This window comes from Streptomyces sp. NBC_00568 (assembly GCF_026341855.1).
In the GTDB taxonomy this organism is placed as follows: Bacteria; Actinomycetota; Actinomycetes; order Streptomycetales; family Streptomycetaceae; genus Streptomyces.
The window spans coordinates 1,153,644-1,168,755 of sequence record NZ_JAPENW010000001.1 but is presented as its reverse complement, the minus strand read 5'-3'; the positions used below and the strand labels follow the sequence as shown (position 1 = coordinate 1,168,755).

8 protein-coding genes are annotated in these 15,112 nt (G+C 71.8%); 6 read left to right on the top strand and 2 right to left on the bottom strand.

Features of this window, described 5'->3' with window-relative positions; all coding sequences use genetic code 11:
- Nucleotides 1-431 precede the first annotated feature (431 nt).
- Nucleotides 432-1,766: a 4-aminobutyrate--2-oxoglutarate transaminase gene (gene gabT / locus OOK38_RS04820; RefSeq protein ID WP_266763308.1), complete on the bottom strand. Its 1,335-nt coding sequence runs from the start codon at nucleotides 1,764-1,766 to the stop codon at nucleotides 432-434.
- Nucleotides 1,767-2,067: 301 nt separating this feature from the next.
- On the opposite strand from gabT, the gene OOK38_RS04815 reads away from it, so the two are divergent.
- The 3 genes from OOK38_RS04815 to OOK38_RS04805 all read left to right on the top strand — a co-directional run bounded on the left by OOK38_RS04815 (nucleotide 2,068) and on the right by OOK38_RS04805 (nucleotide 7,852).
- Nucleotides 2,068-4,215, top strand: a complete 2,148-nt coding sequence (locus tag OOK38_RS04815; RefSeq protein ID WP_266763309.1) for an ATP-binding protein — start codon at nucleotides 2,068-2,070, stop codon at nucleotides 4,213-4,215.
- A gap of 271 nt (nucleotides 4,216-4,486) precedes the next feature.
- Entirely contained in the window at nucleotides 4,487-6,154 is a 1,668-nt protein-coding gene (locus OOK38_RS04810) for a PucR family transcriptional regulator (protein ID WP_266848146.1), read from the top strand.
- Nucleotides 6,155-6,406: 252 nt separating this feature from the next.
- Entirely contained in the window at nucleotides 6,407-7,852 is a 1,446-nt protein-coding gene (locus OOK38_RS04805) for an aldehyde dehydrogenase family protein (protein WP_266763311.1), read from the top strand.
- Between the two features lie 302 nt (nucleotides 7,853-8,154).
- Here OOK38_RS04805 and OOK38_RS04800 read toward each other — a convergent pair whose 3' ends face one another.
- Nucleotides 8,155-11,007, bottom strand: coding sequence for a glycoside hydrolase family 3 C-terminal domain-containing protein (locus OOK38_RS04800; protein WP_266848144.1), 2,853 nt, complete (start codon nucleotides 11,005-11,007; stop codon nucleotides 8,155-8,157).
- Between the two features lie 363 nt (nucleotides 11,008-11,370).
- Between OOK38_RS04800 and OOK38_RS04795 the strand changes: the two genes are divergently transcribed.
- Genes OOK38_RS04795 through OOK38_RS04785 form a run of 3 tightly spaced genes read left to right on the top strand, consistent with a single transcriptional unit; the run spans nucleotide 11,371 to nucleotide 15,073 of the window.
- Nucleotides 11,371-13,050, top strand: a complete 1,680-nt coding sequence (locus OOK38_RS04795) for an extracellular solute-binding protein (protein WP_266848143.1) — start codon at nucleotides 11,371-11,373, stop codon at nucleotides 13,048-13,050.
- Between the two features lie 26 nt (nucleotides 13,051-13,076).
- Complete coding sequence (locus OOK38_RS04790; protein WP_266763314.1) at nucleotides 13,077-14,141, top strand: sugar ABC transporter permease; 1,065 nt, start codon at nucleotides 13,077-13,079, stop codon at nucleotides 14,139-14,141.
- Nucleotides 14,138-15,073, top strand: a complete 936-nt coding sequence (locus OOK38_RS04785) for a carbohydrate ABC transporter permease (protein ID WP_266848141.1) — start codon at nucleotides 14,138-14,140, stop codon at nucleotides 15,071-15,073. Before OOK38_RS04790 ends, OOK38_RS04785 begins: the two co-directional genes overlap by 4 nt.
- The last annotated feature ends 39 nt before the right edge of the window (nucleotides 15,074-15,112 follow it).

Below are 15,112 nucleotides of genomic sequence, written 5' to 3'. Positions count from 1 at the left end.
GGGTCCGCAGCGGAACAAGGAGAAGAAGAAGGAAGAAGGAGGGTCGGCCGCCCCGGAACAGGGGGGGGTGGTTCCGAGGCGGCCGTCCGGACCGGAATGCCGCGCGCCCCGGGGGGTTTGGGGCGGGCGACTGTCCGATCGGTGAGGAGAACCGAAGCCGGAAGCTCCGGGTGTGTGCGCGAGGGCACGACCAGGGCGAAGCTGGGGAAGCCTCGACCCGGTGCCACCCACAGTCCCCTGTGGGCGAGGTGTATCTCTGATCTGGTTAGAACCTACGGCAGGGGGTGCGGCTCCGACAGGCGGAATCGCGTCCCGTCATGCACCTCGCACACCTTCTTCACACGCTCCGACCCGGAACGCCGCAGCACCGGAACCAAGCGGAATCCGCCGTGGGCGGTGTCCCGGGTTCCGGTGCTGCGGCGACGCGGATGTCAGATGCGGGAGAAGGCCTGCTCGATGATGTCGAGGCCCTCGTTGAGGAGGTCCTCGCCGATGACCAGCGGCGGCAGGAAGCGGAGGACGTTGCCGTAGGTGCCACAGGTCAGGACCAGCAGGCCCTCCTGGTGGCAGGCCTTGGCGAGCGCGCCGGCCGCCTCCGGGTTCGGCTCCTTGGTGGCGGCGTCCTTGACCAGCTCGATCGCGATCATGGCGCCACGTCCGCGGACCTCGCCGATGATGTCGAACTTCTCGGCCATGGCGCCGAGGCGGGTCTTCATGACCGACTCGATGTGCTTCGCCTTGGCGTTGAGGTCGAGCTCCTTCATCGTCTCGATCGCGCCGAGCGCGCCGGCGCAGGCCACCGGGTTGCCGCCGTAGGTGCCGCCCAGGCCGCCCGCGTGCGCGGCGTCCATGATCTCGGCGCGGCCCGTCACGGCGGCGAGCGGCAGACCGCCCGCGATGCCCTTGGCGGTGGTGATCAGGTCCGGGACGATGCCCTCGTCCTCGCAGGCGAACCACTGGCCGGTGCGGCAGAAGCCGGACTGGATCTCGTCCGCGACGAAGACGATGCCGTTGTCCTTGGCGAACTGGCTGATGGCCGGCAGGAAGCCCTTCGCGGGCTCGATGAAGCCGCCCTCGCCGAGCAGCGGCTCGATGATGATCGCGGCGACGTTGTCGGCGCCGATCTGCTTGTTGATCATGTCGATGGCCTGGGCGGACGCCTCGGCACCGGCGTTCTCCGGGCCCGTCAGCCAGCGGTAGCCGTAGGCGACCGGCACGCGGTAGACCTCGGGCGCGAACGGGCCGAAGCCGTTCTTGTACGGCATGTTCTTGGCGGTCAGCGCCATCGTGAGGTTCGTCCGGCCGTGGTAGCCGTGGTCGAAGACGACGACGGCCTGGCGCTTGGTGTACGCACGGGCGATCTTGACGGCGTTCTCGACGGCCTCGGCGCCCGAGTTGAACAGCGCGGACTTCTTGGCGTGGTCGCCCGGGGTCAGCTCGGCGAGCGCCTCGGCGACGGCGACGTAGCCCTCGTACGGCGTGACCATGAAACAGGTGTGGGTGAAGTCCTGGAGCTGCGCGGAGGCGCGGCGCACGACGGCCTCGGCGCTCGCGCCGACCGACGTCACGGCGATCCCGGAGCCGAAGTCGATGAGCCGGTTGCCGTCGACGTCCTCGATGATGCCGCCGCCGGCGCGCGTGGTGAAGACAGGGAGCACCGACCCCACACCGGCCGCGACCACGGCGGTGCGTCGGGCCTGCAGCTCCTGCGACTTCGGGCCGGGGATGGCGGTGACGACGCGGCGCTCCTGCGGAAGTGCGGTCATGAGGGGCTCCCTGATGATCTTGCGAACCGGACGGTCCCCGGCGACGCGGGGTGGTCCGGGCGGGGGTGTTTTCGGACGCTTGCCTTCTTTCTTCGCAGGCTAGGGCCGAGGACGGGGGGTCGGCATGCTCCATGTGGGCGTTGTCGGGGGAATCGGTTGTCCGCGATGGACATAGAGGGGCGGAGGCAGCCCGCTCCGGCCCCGGAGCGGGCCCGGCCGTGTAAACGGTGAACTCGCCCCGCAGGGGCACTAGATTGGCTCGCGGACGACGCACGGATCGGCTGGTCAGGGGGCAAGGGCGATGGACAGCGACGGGACCCAGGACGCGCGGGGCACACATGCCAATCCTGTGCCGCGTCCGGCGGGGCCGCCGGACGGGGCGGCGGCGCCGGGAATGCCGTCCGCTCCGCCCCGGCCCGCACGGGCGCCCGGGGTGCCTCCGCTGCCCGACGGGTCGGCGTTCGTGGACTGGGTGCGCGCGCCCCGGCCGGACGCGGCACTCGGCGTATGGCGGTTCGGGCACCGGCCGCGGCCGGAGGAGGAGCCCGAGCGGATTCCGGCCCGGCAGCTGCTGAGCGGTGCCGTGGTCGCCTTCCTCGTGGGATGGCTGATCTGGTCGCTGCTCTGGAACGGCTACCTGGGGGGCTGGTGGGTCCTGCCCCTCGAACTGTTCACCCCGGACTCCTGGCGGCACAGCGACGACCGTGTCGGAAGCGCGTTCTTCCTCTGGTACGGCTACTACACGCTGATCGCCCTGATCATCATGATCGGCGTCGGGCGGCTGGGCCGATGGAGTGAGGTCTGGCGCCGCTACGGGTTTCCCGCGTGGCGGCGGGCCGCGCCGGTGAGCGAGCGCCCGCCCGCCCCCGAGGACGATCCCGTCCAGTGGAACCAGCTCCGCGCGGCCGGTGGCGTCGACGCCGCCGACCGGCTCGCCGCCGAGGCCCGCTCCGGGCTGATGCGCGACGTCGACCACGCCCGGATCGCGCGGGCCTGGCAGGGCGTACGCAGCGGCCGGCACAGCCTCGCCACCTTCACCGGGGCGGTGCTGAAGGACGGCTCCGCCGCCTGTCTGCACCCTTCCGGGGAGCGCGACCTGCCCGGGCGGCTCGCCCGCCACGACCTCGTCACCGGGCAGGTGCGGCTCGGCACGACCGCCGACGACGCGCGCAATCCCTACGCCTACCGCGGCACCGGACTCGCCCTCGGACCCGAACTGCTGGGCACCTCGCTGCTCGCCGTCGGGCCCCCCGGATCCGGCAAGACCGGCAGCGTCGTCTGGCCGCTCGCCGAGTCGCTGTGCCTGCACGCCCTCGCCGGGCGGGCCGCCGTGGTCGTGGTCGGTGCGGCGGGCGCCGGGCTCGGGCCCGTCGACGCGTACGACGTCGTCGTACGGATCGGGAATCCCGAGTCCGTGTACGACCTCGACCTGTACGGCGGTACCACCGACCCCGACGAGGCCGCGGCGGTGCTCGCCGAGGCGCTCGTCGGTGATCTCGCCGACCCCCACCCCGGAGGCGACAGCCGGCGGTCCACCACCGTGCTCGCCCAGCTGCTCGGGCCCTTCCAGGCCGTCCACGGCAGGTTCCCGTCCGTGCCCGAGCTGCGGCAGCTGCTCGACGGGGCCCCCGGACCCCTCGGCGCGCTCCGCAACGGTCTCGAGGACACCGGACAGGAGGCGCTGCTGCGGGAACTAGACGCCCGCGAGCGGCAGTTGGGGCATCCGGGGGACGTCGGAGGGGTGCTCGCCGACCGGGTCGCGCTGCTCGACCGGCCCGCGTTCGCCGGCTTCTTCGACACCTCGGGGCAGTCGCGGCCCTTCTCGCTGCGTGCCCTGGACCATCCGGTGCGGGTCCGGATCGATCTGCCGGCCCGCGGCCACGCCGACGCCTCCCGGATTCTCGCGCGGCTGGTGCTCGCGCAGTTCACGGCCAGCGTCGCGGTACGCGAGGACCGGTCGCTGTTCGCCTGCCTCGTCCTCGACGACGCGAGCGGCGTCGTCACCCCCGAGGCCGTACGCGGCATCCAGCGGCTGCGGTCCGGCAACGCGGGAGCGGTCCTGACGCTGCGCACCCTCGACGACGCCCCCCGGCCGCTGCGCAGCCCGCTGCTCGGGGCCATCGGCTGCCGGATGGCCCTGTCCGGCCTCACCCCCTGGGACGGGCAGGACTTCGCCGAGGTCTGGGGCAAGGAGTGGATCGAGGCGCGTGACGTCACCGACCGGCAGATCATCGCCGAGACGCCCGCCGGCAAGGCCGTGCACATGCTGCGCCGGGTGATCACCGGCAACGCCCCGACCGCGCGGGCCGTCACCGTGCGTCAGGTCGAGCGGGAGCGCTGGTCCGCGTCCGAACTGGCCCACGGGGTGCCGCCGGGGCACGCGGTGCTGTCGCTGACCAGCGTGAAGGGCGAGCATGCGCCTCCGCTGCTGGTGGACCTGCGGGGCTGAACGGAGCCGGTCGAAACGCGCCGCCGGGCGGTCGGCCCTGCGGCGCAGAGGGACCAGCGACCGGAGCGAGACGGCGACGGCGAGGAAGATCGCTTGGCGCCCCATCGGAAGGCCCGGGGCTCGGCGGCGGGACGCCTGGACGCCGGGACCCGCTGACCAGGGCGTATGGACAGGACCACACGCGGCGACCGTACGGTGAGGCAGAATCGACACAGGCCGTTCATACGCGGCGGACAAAAGATCACAGAGATCACACAGACCTGAAGGCCTCATGCCCCCCACGCTCGCCTCGCTCGTCCACCACTCCGCGCTCAAGCTCACGGTGCGCGCGGGCGAGGACCGCCTGGACGTGCCCGTCCGCTGGGCACACGTCAGCGAGCTCGCCGACCCCGTGCCGTACATGGAGGGCGGGGAACTGCTGCTGATCACCGCGCTCAAGCTGGACGCGGACGATCCCGACGTCATGCGGCGCTACGTGAAGCGGCTGGCCGGTGCCGGAGTCGTCGGGCTCGGCTTCGCCGTCGGGGTCAACTACGAGGAGATCCCGAAGGCGCTCGTCGACGCGGCCGGGGAGGAGGGGCTGCCGCTCCTCGAAGTGCCCCGGCGCACCCCCTTCCTCGCCATCAGCAAGGCCGTGTCCGCCGCCATCGCGGCGGATCAGTACCGGGCCGTCACCGCCGGATTCGCGGCACAGCGCGAACTCACCAAGCAGGCGCTGAGCGGCGGGCCGGAGGGACTGCTCACCGCGCTCGCCGGACAGGTCGACGGATGGGCGGCGCTCTACGACGCGTCCGGCGCCGTCGTCGCCACCGCGCCGGACTGGGCGGGCCGCCGCGCCGCGCGGCTCACCCCGGACGTGGAACGGCTGCGGGAGCGGCCGGCGCCCGCGAGCTCGGTGGTGGGCGGGGAGGACCGCGTCGAACTGCACTCCCTCGGAACGGGACGCAGGCCGCGCGCCGCGCTCGCCGTCGGGACCGCCGGAGCCCTCGGCACCGCCGAGCGCTACGCCGTGCACTCGGCGATCGCCCTGCTGACGCTCACCACCGAGCGGTCGCGATCCCTGCACGCCGCCGAGCAGCGGATCGGGGCGGCCGTGCTCGGGATGCTGCTCGCCGGGGAATCCGACCACGCCCGGGCCGTCGCCGGTGACCTCTACGGCGAACTGCTCGACGCGCCCTTCCGGCTGATCATCGCCGAGTCGGTGTCCGCCTCGGCCGGGCGGGCGCACGCCGACGGGCACGCGCGCGTGGGAGCCGCCGCGCCCGCGAAGACCCCGGTCGCCGTGCCCGACGTCAGCGGCGATCCGCTGGGCGGCCTCGCCGAGGTCGTCGAATCCGCCGCCGCGCGTGCCGGGGAGTCCGTGCTCGTCGTGCCCGACGGGGAGCGGCTGGTCGTCCTCGCCGTGGACGGGGGCGCCGCGGTCGCCGCCTGCGGGGACTACGCCGTGGTGCTGGAGGCGGCGCGGACCGCCCCGCGTGAGCAGCCCGCCGGGGCCACCGGGGACGAGGACGAACTCGTCGTCGGGCTCTCGGCACCCGCCGGTCCGATCGCCACCCGTGCCGCCTACAAGCAGGCCGAACAGGCCCTGTCCGTCGCCCGGCGCCGGGGCCGGTTCCTCGTCGAGCACGAGGAGCTGGCCGCCGGGTCCGTGCTGCCGCTGCTCGCGGACGACGCGGTGCGGGCCTTCGCGGACGGGCTCCTGCGGGCGCTCCACGAACACGACGCCACCGGGCGCGGAGACCTGGTCGCCTCGCTGCGGGCCTGGCTGTCGCGTCACGGCCAGTGGGACGCGGCGGCCGCCGACCTGGGGGTGCACCGGCACACCCTGCGCTACCGGATGCGCAGGGTCGAGGAGATCCTCGGACGCTCACTCGACGACGCGGACGTCCGCATGGAACTCTGGCTGGCCCTGAAGGCCACGACCGCACCGGGGGAGTGAGCCGGCTCCCGCCGCGGACGCATTCTTGAACCCCGGCCGGCGGTGTGACGGCCGAGGCGCTCGACGCGGCGATCGGTGACCTCGGCGGCCCGCGGGTACGGGTCGCCGGGCGATCAGGCCAAACCGGCGCACCCCGCACCCCGACTGCTACGCGCCGGACAAACGACCGGCGATGGTCCCGGCCCTACCGTGGACGGGAAAGCGCAAGACCACCAGAAACACCCCTCGACATGGAAGGGCCGGGACTCGCACATGACTTCCCCCCACGCCTTCTGGCTCGCCGGCCGCCAGGCCACCGGTGAGACCACGTTCGACGTCACCTCGCCGTGGGACGGCCGGGTCGTCGGTCAGGTCAGTGTGCCCACCGAGGCGCAGGTCGAGGAGGCCGTGGCCGCGGCCCACGCCGTGCGGGACGAGTTCGCCGCCACGCCGGCCCACGTGCGCGCCGCCGCCCTCGACCACGTCTCGCGCCGCCTCGCCGAGCGCACCGAGGAGATCGCGCAGCTCATCTCCGCCGAGAACGGCAAGCCGATCAAGTGGGCCCGCGGCGAGGTCGGCCGCGCGGTGTCCGTGTTCCGGTTCGCCGCGGAGGAGGCCCGCCGCTTCAACGGCGGCGACGCCCAGCGCCTCGACACCGACGCGGGCGGTCAGGGCCGGCTCGCCCTCACCCGCCGCTTCCCCAAGGGTGTCGTCCTCGGTATCGCGCCGTTCAACTTCCCGCTGAACCTGTGCGCCCACAAGGTCGCCCCGGCCATCGCCGCGGGTGCCCCGATCATCCTGAAGCCGGCGCCCGCGACCCCGCTCTCCGGCCTGATCATCGGTGACCTGCTGGCGGAGACCGGCCTTCCGGCCGGTTCGTGGAGCATCCTGCCCGTCGCCAACGAGCGGATGCCCGCCCTGGTCCAGGACGAGCGACTTCCGGTCATCTCCTTCACCGGGTCCGAGACGGTCGGTTACGCGATCATGGACTCGGTGCCGCGCAAGCACTGCACCCTGGAGCTGGGCGGCAACGGCGCGGCCGTCGTCCTCGCCGACTTCGCGAGCGACGCGGACCTGGACTGGGCCGCGACCCGCATCGCGACCTTCTCCAACTACCAGGGCGGCCAGTCCTGCATCTCGGTGCAGCGCGTGATCGCGGACGCGTCGGTGTACGAGCGGCTGCTGCCGCGCATCGTCGCCGCCGTCGAGGCGCAGGTCACCGGCGACCCGTCCGACGACACCACGGATGTCGGCCCGCTGGTCAGCGAGGCCGCCGCCCAGCGCGTCGAGTCGTGGGTGGACGAGGCCGTCGCGGCCGGCGCCACGCTGCTCACCGGCGGCAAGCGGGACGGTGCCTCCTACGCGCCGACCGTGCTCGCCGACGTGCCGTCCGACGTCACCATCTCCTGCGAGGAGGTCTTCGGACCGGTCCTCACCGTGCAGAAGGTGGAGGGCGAGGCCGCCGCGTTCGCCGCCGCCAACAACTCCAAGTACGGCCTGCAGACCGGTGTGTTCACGCACGACCTGCAGACCGCGTTCCGCGCCCACCGCGCGCTGGAGGTGGGCGGCGTCGTGATCGGCGACGTGCCGTCCTACCGTGCCGACCAGATGCCGTACGGCGGGGCTAAGCAGTCCGGTGTCGGCCGCGAGGGCGTCAAGTTCGCGATGGACGACTACACCTACGAGCGTGTGCTGGTGCTGACGGGTCTCGCCCTCTGACGGCAGACCTTCCCGAAGCCGACGGCCCGAGCCCGCTGTGCGGGGGCTCGGGCCGTCGGCGTATCGGGACCTGAACCCGTCGCGGGAGGGCCCCGGCCGTGTGGCCACGGCAAGGCCCCGGCCGTCTGGCCACGGCAAGGCCCCGGCTGTGTGGCCACGGCAAGGCTTCGGCCGTCGGCATGCCGGGACGTGACCGAAAACGGCATGTCTAGTGACAATCGTTTTCAGATACCGTCACCGATGAAGGGGCCCGGCACCGATGCCTTCCGGTGCCGGACCCCTGCGCCGGCCCCTCCGGACCCTCAGCCGGAGAAGCCGACGTGCGCGAGCCGTACGGGGCCGCGCAGTCTGAGGCGGACGTCGTGCACACCGTCGGCGGTGAACGCCGTGGCGACGGTGCGGTAGTCGTAGGCCCCCCGCGTCGCGACCCGAGGGAGTTCGGCGGCCTGCGGGCCGCCGTCCAGGGAGAGTTCGACGACACCCTCGCCCGCCGCTTCGACGGTGATCCGCGTGGCGCCCTCTCCGAAGTCGCAGCGCCGGTAGACGAGTTCGCCCGTGCCGCCGTCCACCGGGGTCACCGCGTCGCCCGCCGCCCTCGTACGGTCGACGATGGCGGTGTCCCGCTGTTCGTCGAAGTCGGCTGCGTCCAGGCCGCGTTCGAGGACCGGGCGGGGCCCAGCCGGCTCGCCCTCCAGCTCGACGGTCGCGCTGAGCCGGATGTCCTCGCTGGACGCGCCGACCAGCAGCTCGTACGCGCCGGGCTCCAGACGGCGGCGGCCGTGCGCCACGTCCCAGAACGCGAGCGCCGGGAGAGGGAGTTCGAACGAGATCGTCGTCGAGACGCCCGGAGCGAGCCGGAACCTGCGGTGGCCCGCCAGCTCGCGGCGCGGGCGGGGCACGGACGGGGCGACCGCGCGGGTGTAGAGCTGGGCCACCTCGTCGGCGGTCACCGCCGAGGTGTTGGTGACGGTGCAGGAGACCACCAACGCGTCGGCGTTCCGCCCGACCTGGAGATCCGCGTAGGCGAACGAGGCGTAGGACAGGCCGTGTCCGAAGGGGAACAGGGGAGTGCCCTCGAAGTAGAGATAGGTCTGCCGGCCGCCGATCACGTCGTAGTCGAGCAGGCCGGGCAGGTCGTCGTCCCCGGCGTACCAGGTCTGCGGGAGGCGGCCCGCGGGGGAGAAGTCACCGGAGAGGACGCGGGCCAGCGCGGTGCCGGCCGCCTGGCCGCCGTGCGCGGTCCACAGCACGGCGGGCAGCTCGGCGTGGTCGACCGCGTACGGGTAGGCGGAGACCAGGGCCAGCGCCGTGTCCGGGTTCGCCGCGCGGGCGGCGCGCAGCAACCGCTCCTGATGGGCGGGCAGCCGCAGCGTCGTACGGTCCTCGGTCTCACGGCCGTTGATGTGCGGGTCGTTGCCCGCGACGACGACGACCACGTCGGCCGAGGCGGCGGCGCGGGCCACCGCGTCCTCGCCGCGCTCGCCGAACTCCAGCGCGAAGATCTCGGCGTTCCCGGGCTCCTCCCCGGCAACCTTCACGCCGTCGGCGGCGACAGAGACGTACCTGCCCGTCCCCAGATGCTTCAGGAGGTGGCCGTTCTCATGGGATGCGGAGGGTTCCAGGCGGAAGGTCTCCTGGACGACCCAGCCGCCCGGCTGGTCGGCGGAGGCACGGACGAAGCCGTCGTCGGCGACCGAGAGGAACCGGCCGTCGGGAGCCCGCAGGGTGAGGATGCCCTCGCCCCAGTCGATCAGCGCCAGTTCGGTGCCCACGGCGTCGGCCGTCAGCGGGGGCAGGTCCGTCCGGCCCGCGAGCAGCGCCGGGTCGAGGGCCCCTTCGGCTCCGCGCGTCTCGTCGGACCCGCCGTCGCCGGCGGGCACCGCGAGATACCGGCCGGACGACGTCCGCAGGCGTACGCGGTCCACGCCCTCGGCGAAGTCCACGCGCTCGGCGCCGAAGCGCTCGTACAGGCCCTCCAGCGGGGTCGAGCGGTGGATCAGTGTGCCGCTGTACCAGTCGAGCTTGCACTCGTCGGCGAGCAGGCCGACGACCGCGACGCGGATGCCGGGGCCGAGCGGCAGCAGGCCGTCGTTCTTGAGGAGGACGACCGCCTGCTCCGCGGCCTCCCGGGCGAGTGCGCGGTGGGCGGGCGTGTCGAAGTCCTTGGTGTCGGCGTACGGGTCGAGGCGCGGGTCGAACTCGCCCAGCCGGAAGCGCACGGAGAGCTGGCGGCGGACCGCCGCGTCGATGTCCGACTCGCTCAGCAGGCCCCGGGCCAGGGCGCCCCGGACGCGCTCGGCGATCCGCGAGCCGTCCGTGCCGTGGTCGGTGAAGCTGTCGACGCCGGCGAGGAGCGCCGCGGCGGTGGCTTCCTCGTGGGTGTCGAAATAGTGCTCGGAGTCGACCAGGTTGGAGGGCGCGCCCGCGTCCGAGCAGACCAGCATCTCCTGGTCGGTCCAGGTGCGCAGGTGCTCGCGCAGATACGGCGAGACGTGGTTGGGGCGGCCGTTGACCAGGTTGTACGCGGGCATCACGCCGGCGACCGCGCCGGCCTCGACGGTCTCGCGGAAGGCGCGCAGATCGTACTCGTGCAGCACGCGCGGGCGGACGGACGAGGACGAAGTGTCCCTGCTCGTCTCGTTGTTGTGCGCGAGCCAGTGCTTGAGGACCGGCGCCGTGCGCCAATAGGCCGGATGGTCGCCGCGCAGCCCACGGGTGTACGCGGTGGCGATGGCGGAGGTGAGCCCCGGGTCCTCCGAGTAGCCCTCCTCGTTGCGGCCCCACAGCGGGTGGCGCAGCAGATTGACCGTGGGGGACCAGACGTTGAGGCCCACCCGGTCGTCGTGGGCGCGCATCGCGCGGACCTCCGCGGAGACGGCCTCCCCGATCCGGCGCACGAGATCCTCGTTCCAGGTCGCGCCGAGCCCGACGGCCTGCGGGAACACCGTCGCCGGCCCCATCCAGGCGACCCCGTGCAGCGCCTCCTGGCCGGTGCGGAAGGCCCGCACACCGAGTCGCTCGACGGCGGGCGCGAACTGGTGCAGGAACGCGATCCGTTCGTCGAGGGTGAGCCGCGCCAGCAGGTCGTCGATGCGCTTCGCGAACGGCAGGCTCGCGTCACGGAAGGGCGGCATGGGTGGCGTCTGTGCGGTCACGTGGCGATCCCTTTGCGATGGAGCGGCGAGGCGCTTTCGAAGCGCTTCGATGCTCGATCGAACGAGGGGTGGGTGTCAAGACGCCCGGGCGCAACAACTCCGTTTCCGGGCGATGATGTCAAGTGCCAGGCGGAGCCGCTCTGTTGCGCGACACCTCCGAGGAATCTTGGGATCGACCCTTGTGCACCCCCAGGCGTTCACTTAACCTCGCAGCAACATCGAAGCGCTTCGACTGTCGGGCTTCCCTCCCCGGAGGGCACAGTCCTCCGATGACCGCTTCAGCTCAGCCAGATCCACTCAAGACACCGCAGCCGACGGCTCCACCGCCGGGTGTCCTGCTGTGCGCCATGAAGGGTTGACGCAATGACGCCGAACTCCGCCACCTCCGCCCCCAGCCGGAGAAGCTTCCTCGCCTCCACGGCGGTCGCAGCGGCCGCCGTGGCCGGCGGAATGCCGCTGCTCGCCGCCTGCGGCGGCGGACAGGACGGCAAGAAGGACGGCACCACCTCGGGGAAGGACGCCCAGAAGATCCTTCCGACGTTCGTGGCGTCGAGCGTCGTCACGCCCGACCTTCCGTCGAAGAACGGATCGGCGGCGGGGTTCACCCGGGCGATCGACCTGAACGCGCTGAAGACGTCCGTCCCGAAGAAGCTGGGCGCGGGCGGCGACCTGAAGATCATGTCGCCGTTCTGGGGCAGCCCGCCGGCCGACGGCAACGCGTACTACACCGCCATGAACGAGGCCATCGGCGTCAAGGTGACCTGGCAGAACCAGGACGGCAACACCTACGACGAGAAGCTGGGCGCGATCCTCGCCTCCAGCGACATCCCGGACGTGGTGGTCGTCCCGGGCTGGAACCTGAACGGCAAGATACCCAGCGCCATCAACGCCAAGTTCGCCGACCTCGGGCCGTACCTGTCCGGCGACAAGGTCAAGGACTACCCGAACCTCGCGGCCGTACCGACCGACGCCTGGCAGCGCTCCATCTTCGGCGGGCAGTTGCGCGCGATCCCGATGCCGGCCTCGTACGTCACGAACATCGCGCCCTTCTACCGCAAGGACATCTTCGCCAAGGAGGGCTACACCCTGCCCAAGTCGCCCGACGAGTTCCTGTCCTGGGCGAAGGAGGCCACCGACGCCAAGGCCAAGGTGTGGGCCTGCGACGACCTCAAATGGACGGCCTTCAACATCTACGGCGTCCTCAACGGCAGTGACAAGGCGCTGTGGTGGGACCTGAGGGACGGCAAGCTGGTCAACCGCATCGAGACCGACGAGTACCTCGAAGCCCTGGAGTGGACGCGCAAGCTGTACGCGGCGGGCGTCGTCCACCCCGACGCCAAGGCCGTCAAGGGTGACGCGTCCAACCGCTTCACCGCGGGCCAGTCCCTCGTCTTCAACGGCGACCTGTCCTACTGGTACGGCTCGACGGCCGAACAGCGCACCCAGAAGACGGACTTCGAGATGGGCGCGTTCGACATCTTCGGCCCCGACGGCGGCGACCCCACGCTCTGGGCGACCCAGCCCGCGGGCATCTTCACCTTCGTCAGCAGGAAGGCGTCCAAGCAGCAGATCAAGGACTTCCTCGCGCTCGCCGACTTCTGCGCGGCGCCGTACGGCACCAAGGAGTACATGCTCACGGTGTACGGCGTCGAAGGCACCGACTACACGCTCAAGGACGGCCTGCCCACCAAGACCACCAAGGGCACCAACGAGGTCAACGGCGCCTACGACTACACCGGTGACCCGGCCGCCTACCTCGCCCACCCCGATCTGCCGGAGATCGCCAAGCTCCAGGTCGAGTGGCAGCAGCGCATGGGCGCCTTCACCAAGAAGTCCTCCTTCTACGGACTGACGATCACCGAGCCCAACCGGTGGACCAACCTCGCCAACGACTTCGAGCAGCTGGAGGACGACATCGTCCGGGGCCGCAAGAAGATCGGCGACATGCAGCAGGCCGTCGCCGACTGGAAGCAGAAGGGCGGCGACGACCTGCGCGCCTGGTACAAGAAGCTGCTCGACGACAACGGCTCCGCGGCCAAGTGACCCAGGGCTGAGGCAAGGAGAAGGCCGTGTCGAACAGCACGGTGCCTCGGAGCAGGGCCGGGGCGAAGACGGGCAAGAGGAAACCGGACGGGAGTCCGCCGGGCGGCGACGCCGGGCGCGCCGCCGGGCGACGGGCCGGCCGGAGGGCCGGGCAGGGTGCCGGAAAGCTGAGCTTCCGGCTGCGGTTCCGGCGCGACCGCACCCTGATCCTGATGGCCCTGCCGGCTGTCGCGTTGGTCCTCGTCTTCACCTACATACCGGTCCTGGGCAATGTCGTCGCCTTCCAGGACTACGACCCGTATCTGAGCGACAACGGCTTCGTCGCGATGTTCGAGAGCCCCTGGACCGGCCTGGAGAACTTCCAGCGGATCTTCGCGGACTCGGCCTTCTGGCACGCCGTCCAGAACACCTTCGTGCTGTTCTTCCTCCAGCTGGTGCTGTACTTCCCGATCCCGGTCCTGCTCGCGCTGCTCATCAACAGCGTGGTCAGGCCCCGGGTCCGGGCGGTCGCCCAGGCGGTCATGTACCTCCCGCACTTCTTCTCCTGGGTCCTCGTCGTCACCGTCTTCCAGCAGATCTTCGGCGGGGCGGGCATCATCGCGCAGACCCTGCGCCGACACGGACACCAGGGCATCGACCTGATGACCGACCCGGGGATCTTCAAGTTCCTGGTGACGGCCGAGGGCGTCTGGAAGGACGCGGGCTGGGGCATCATCGTGTTCCTCGCGGCCCTGTCGGCCGTCTCGCCCGACCTGTACGAGGCCGCCGCCATGGACGGAGCCGGCCGCTGGCGCCGGATGTGGCACGTCACGCTGCCCGCCCTGCGTCCGGTGATCGCCCTGCTCCTGGTGCTGCGCGTCGGCGACGCGCTCACCGTCGGCTTCGAGCAACTCCTGCTCCAGCGCGACTCGGTGGGCCCCGGCGCCTCCGAAGTCCTCGACACCTACGTGTGGTGGAACGGCATCCGCAACCAGGACTTCGGATACGCGGCCGCCGCCGGGCTCGTCAAGGGTGTCGTCGGGCTGGGACTCGTCCTGACCGCCAACAAGGTCGCCCATCTCATGGGTGAGCAGGGGGTGTACAAGAAATGACCGCCGTGACGTACGAACCGCGCGACAAGCCCGGCCGCTGGGCGGCGCCGCCCCGGCCGCCCTGGGAGGAGGAGCCGTCGAAGGCCGGCCTCGCGGGCAAGGGGCTCATCCTCACCCTGGCCGCCCTGGCGATCCTCTTCCCGCTCTGGATCGTCATCGTCACCAGCCTCCAGTCGAAGAAGACCATCGACGCGGCGGGCGGCCTGGTGGTCATCCCCAAGGGCGTCACCTTCGTCGCCTACCAGGAGCTGCTCACCGGCGGGCAGGTGCAGCGGGCCGCGCTCGTCAGCGTCGGCGTGACCCTGGTCGGCACCCTGTTCAGCATGGTGGTCTCGGTCCTCTGCGCCTACGGACTCTCGCGCATCGGGTCGCTCGGCCACCGCTCGTTCCTGATGCTGCTGCTCGCCACGATGTTCTTCGGCGCCGGACTCATCCCCACCTATCTGCTGGTGCAGGCCCTCGGCCTCACCGACAGCTACCTCGCGCTGATCCTCCCCAGCGCGGTCAGCGTCTTCAACATCCTGGTGCTGCGCGCGTTCTTCATGGGCATCTCGCCCGAACTCGTCGACAGCGCCCGCATCGACGGCGCCGGCGACTGGCGCATCCTGTGGCAGATCGTGATGCCGCTCTCCCGCGCGGTCCTCGCGGTGATCTCGCTGTTCTACGCGGTCGGCTACTGGAGCGCCTGGTTCAACGCCTCCATCTACCTGACCGACCAGGACATGATGCCGCTGCAGAACGTCATGATCCAGCTGGTGCAGAAGCAGGAGCGTCCCGTCGGGCTCGCCACGCAGATCAACACCGGCCAGCTGTCGCCGCTCGCCATCCAGATGGCCGTCATGGTGATGGCGCTGCTGCCGGTGGCGGTCCTCTCGCCCTTCGTCCAGCGGCACTTCAAGAAGGGCATGCTCACCGGGGCCGTCAAGGGCTGACCCCGGTCGGCGGCCTCCGCACCCCCCACCCCCCACCCC

Coding starts and splice junctions, on each gene's coding strand:
- gabT (WP_266763308.1), bottom strand. CDS start 1,766: ATGACCGCACTTCCGCAGGAGCGCCGCGTCGTCACCGCCATCCCCGGC.
- OOK38_RS04810 (WP_266848146.1), top strand. CDS start 4,487: ATGCCCCCCACGCTCGCCTCGCTCGTCCACCACTCCGCGCTCAAGCTC.
- OOK38_RS04805 (WP_266763311.1), top strand. CDS start 6,407: ATGACTTCCCCCCACGCCTTCTGGCTCGCCGGCCGCCAGGCCACCGGT.
- OOK38_RS04815 (WP_266763309.1), top strand. CDS start 2,068: ATGGACAGCGACGGGACCCAGGACGCGCGGGGCACACATGCCAATCCT.
- OOK38_RS04785 (WP_266848141.1), top strand. CDS start 14,138: ATGACCGCCGTGACGTACGAACCGCGCGACAAGCCCGGCCGCTGGGCG.
- OOK38_RS04795 (WP_266848143.1), top strand. CDS start 11,371: ATGACGCCGAACTCCGCCACCTCCGCCCCCAGCCGGAGAAGCTTCCTC.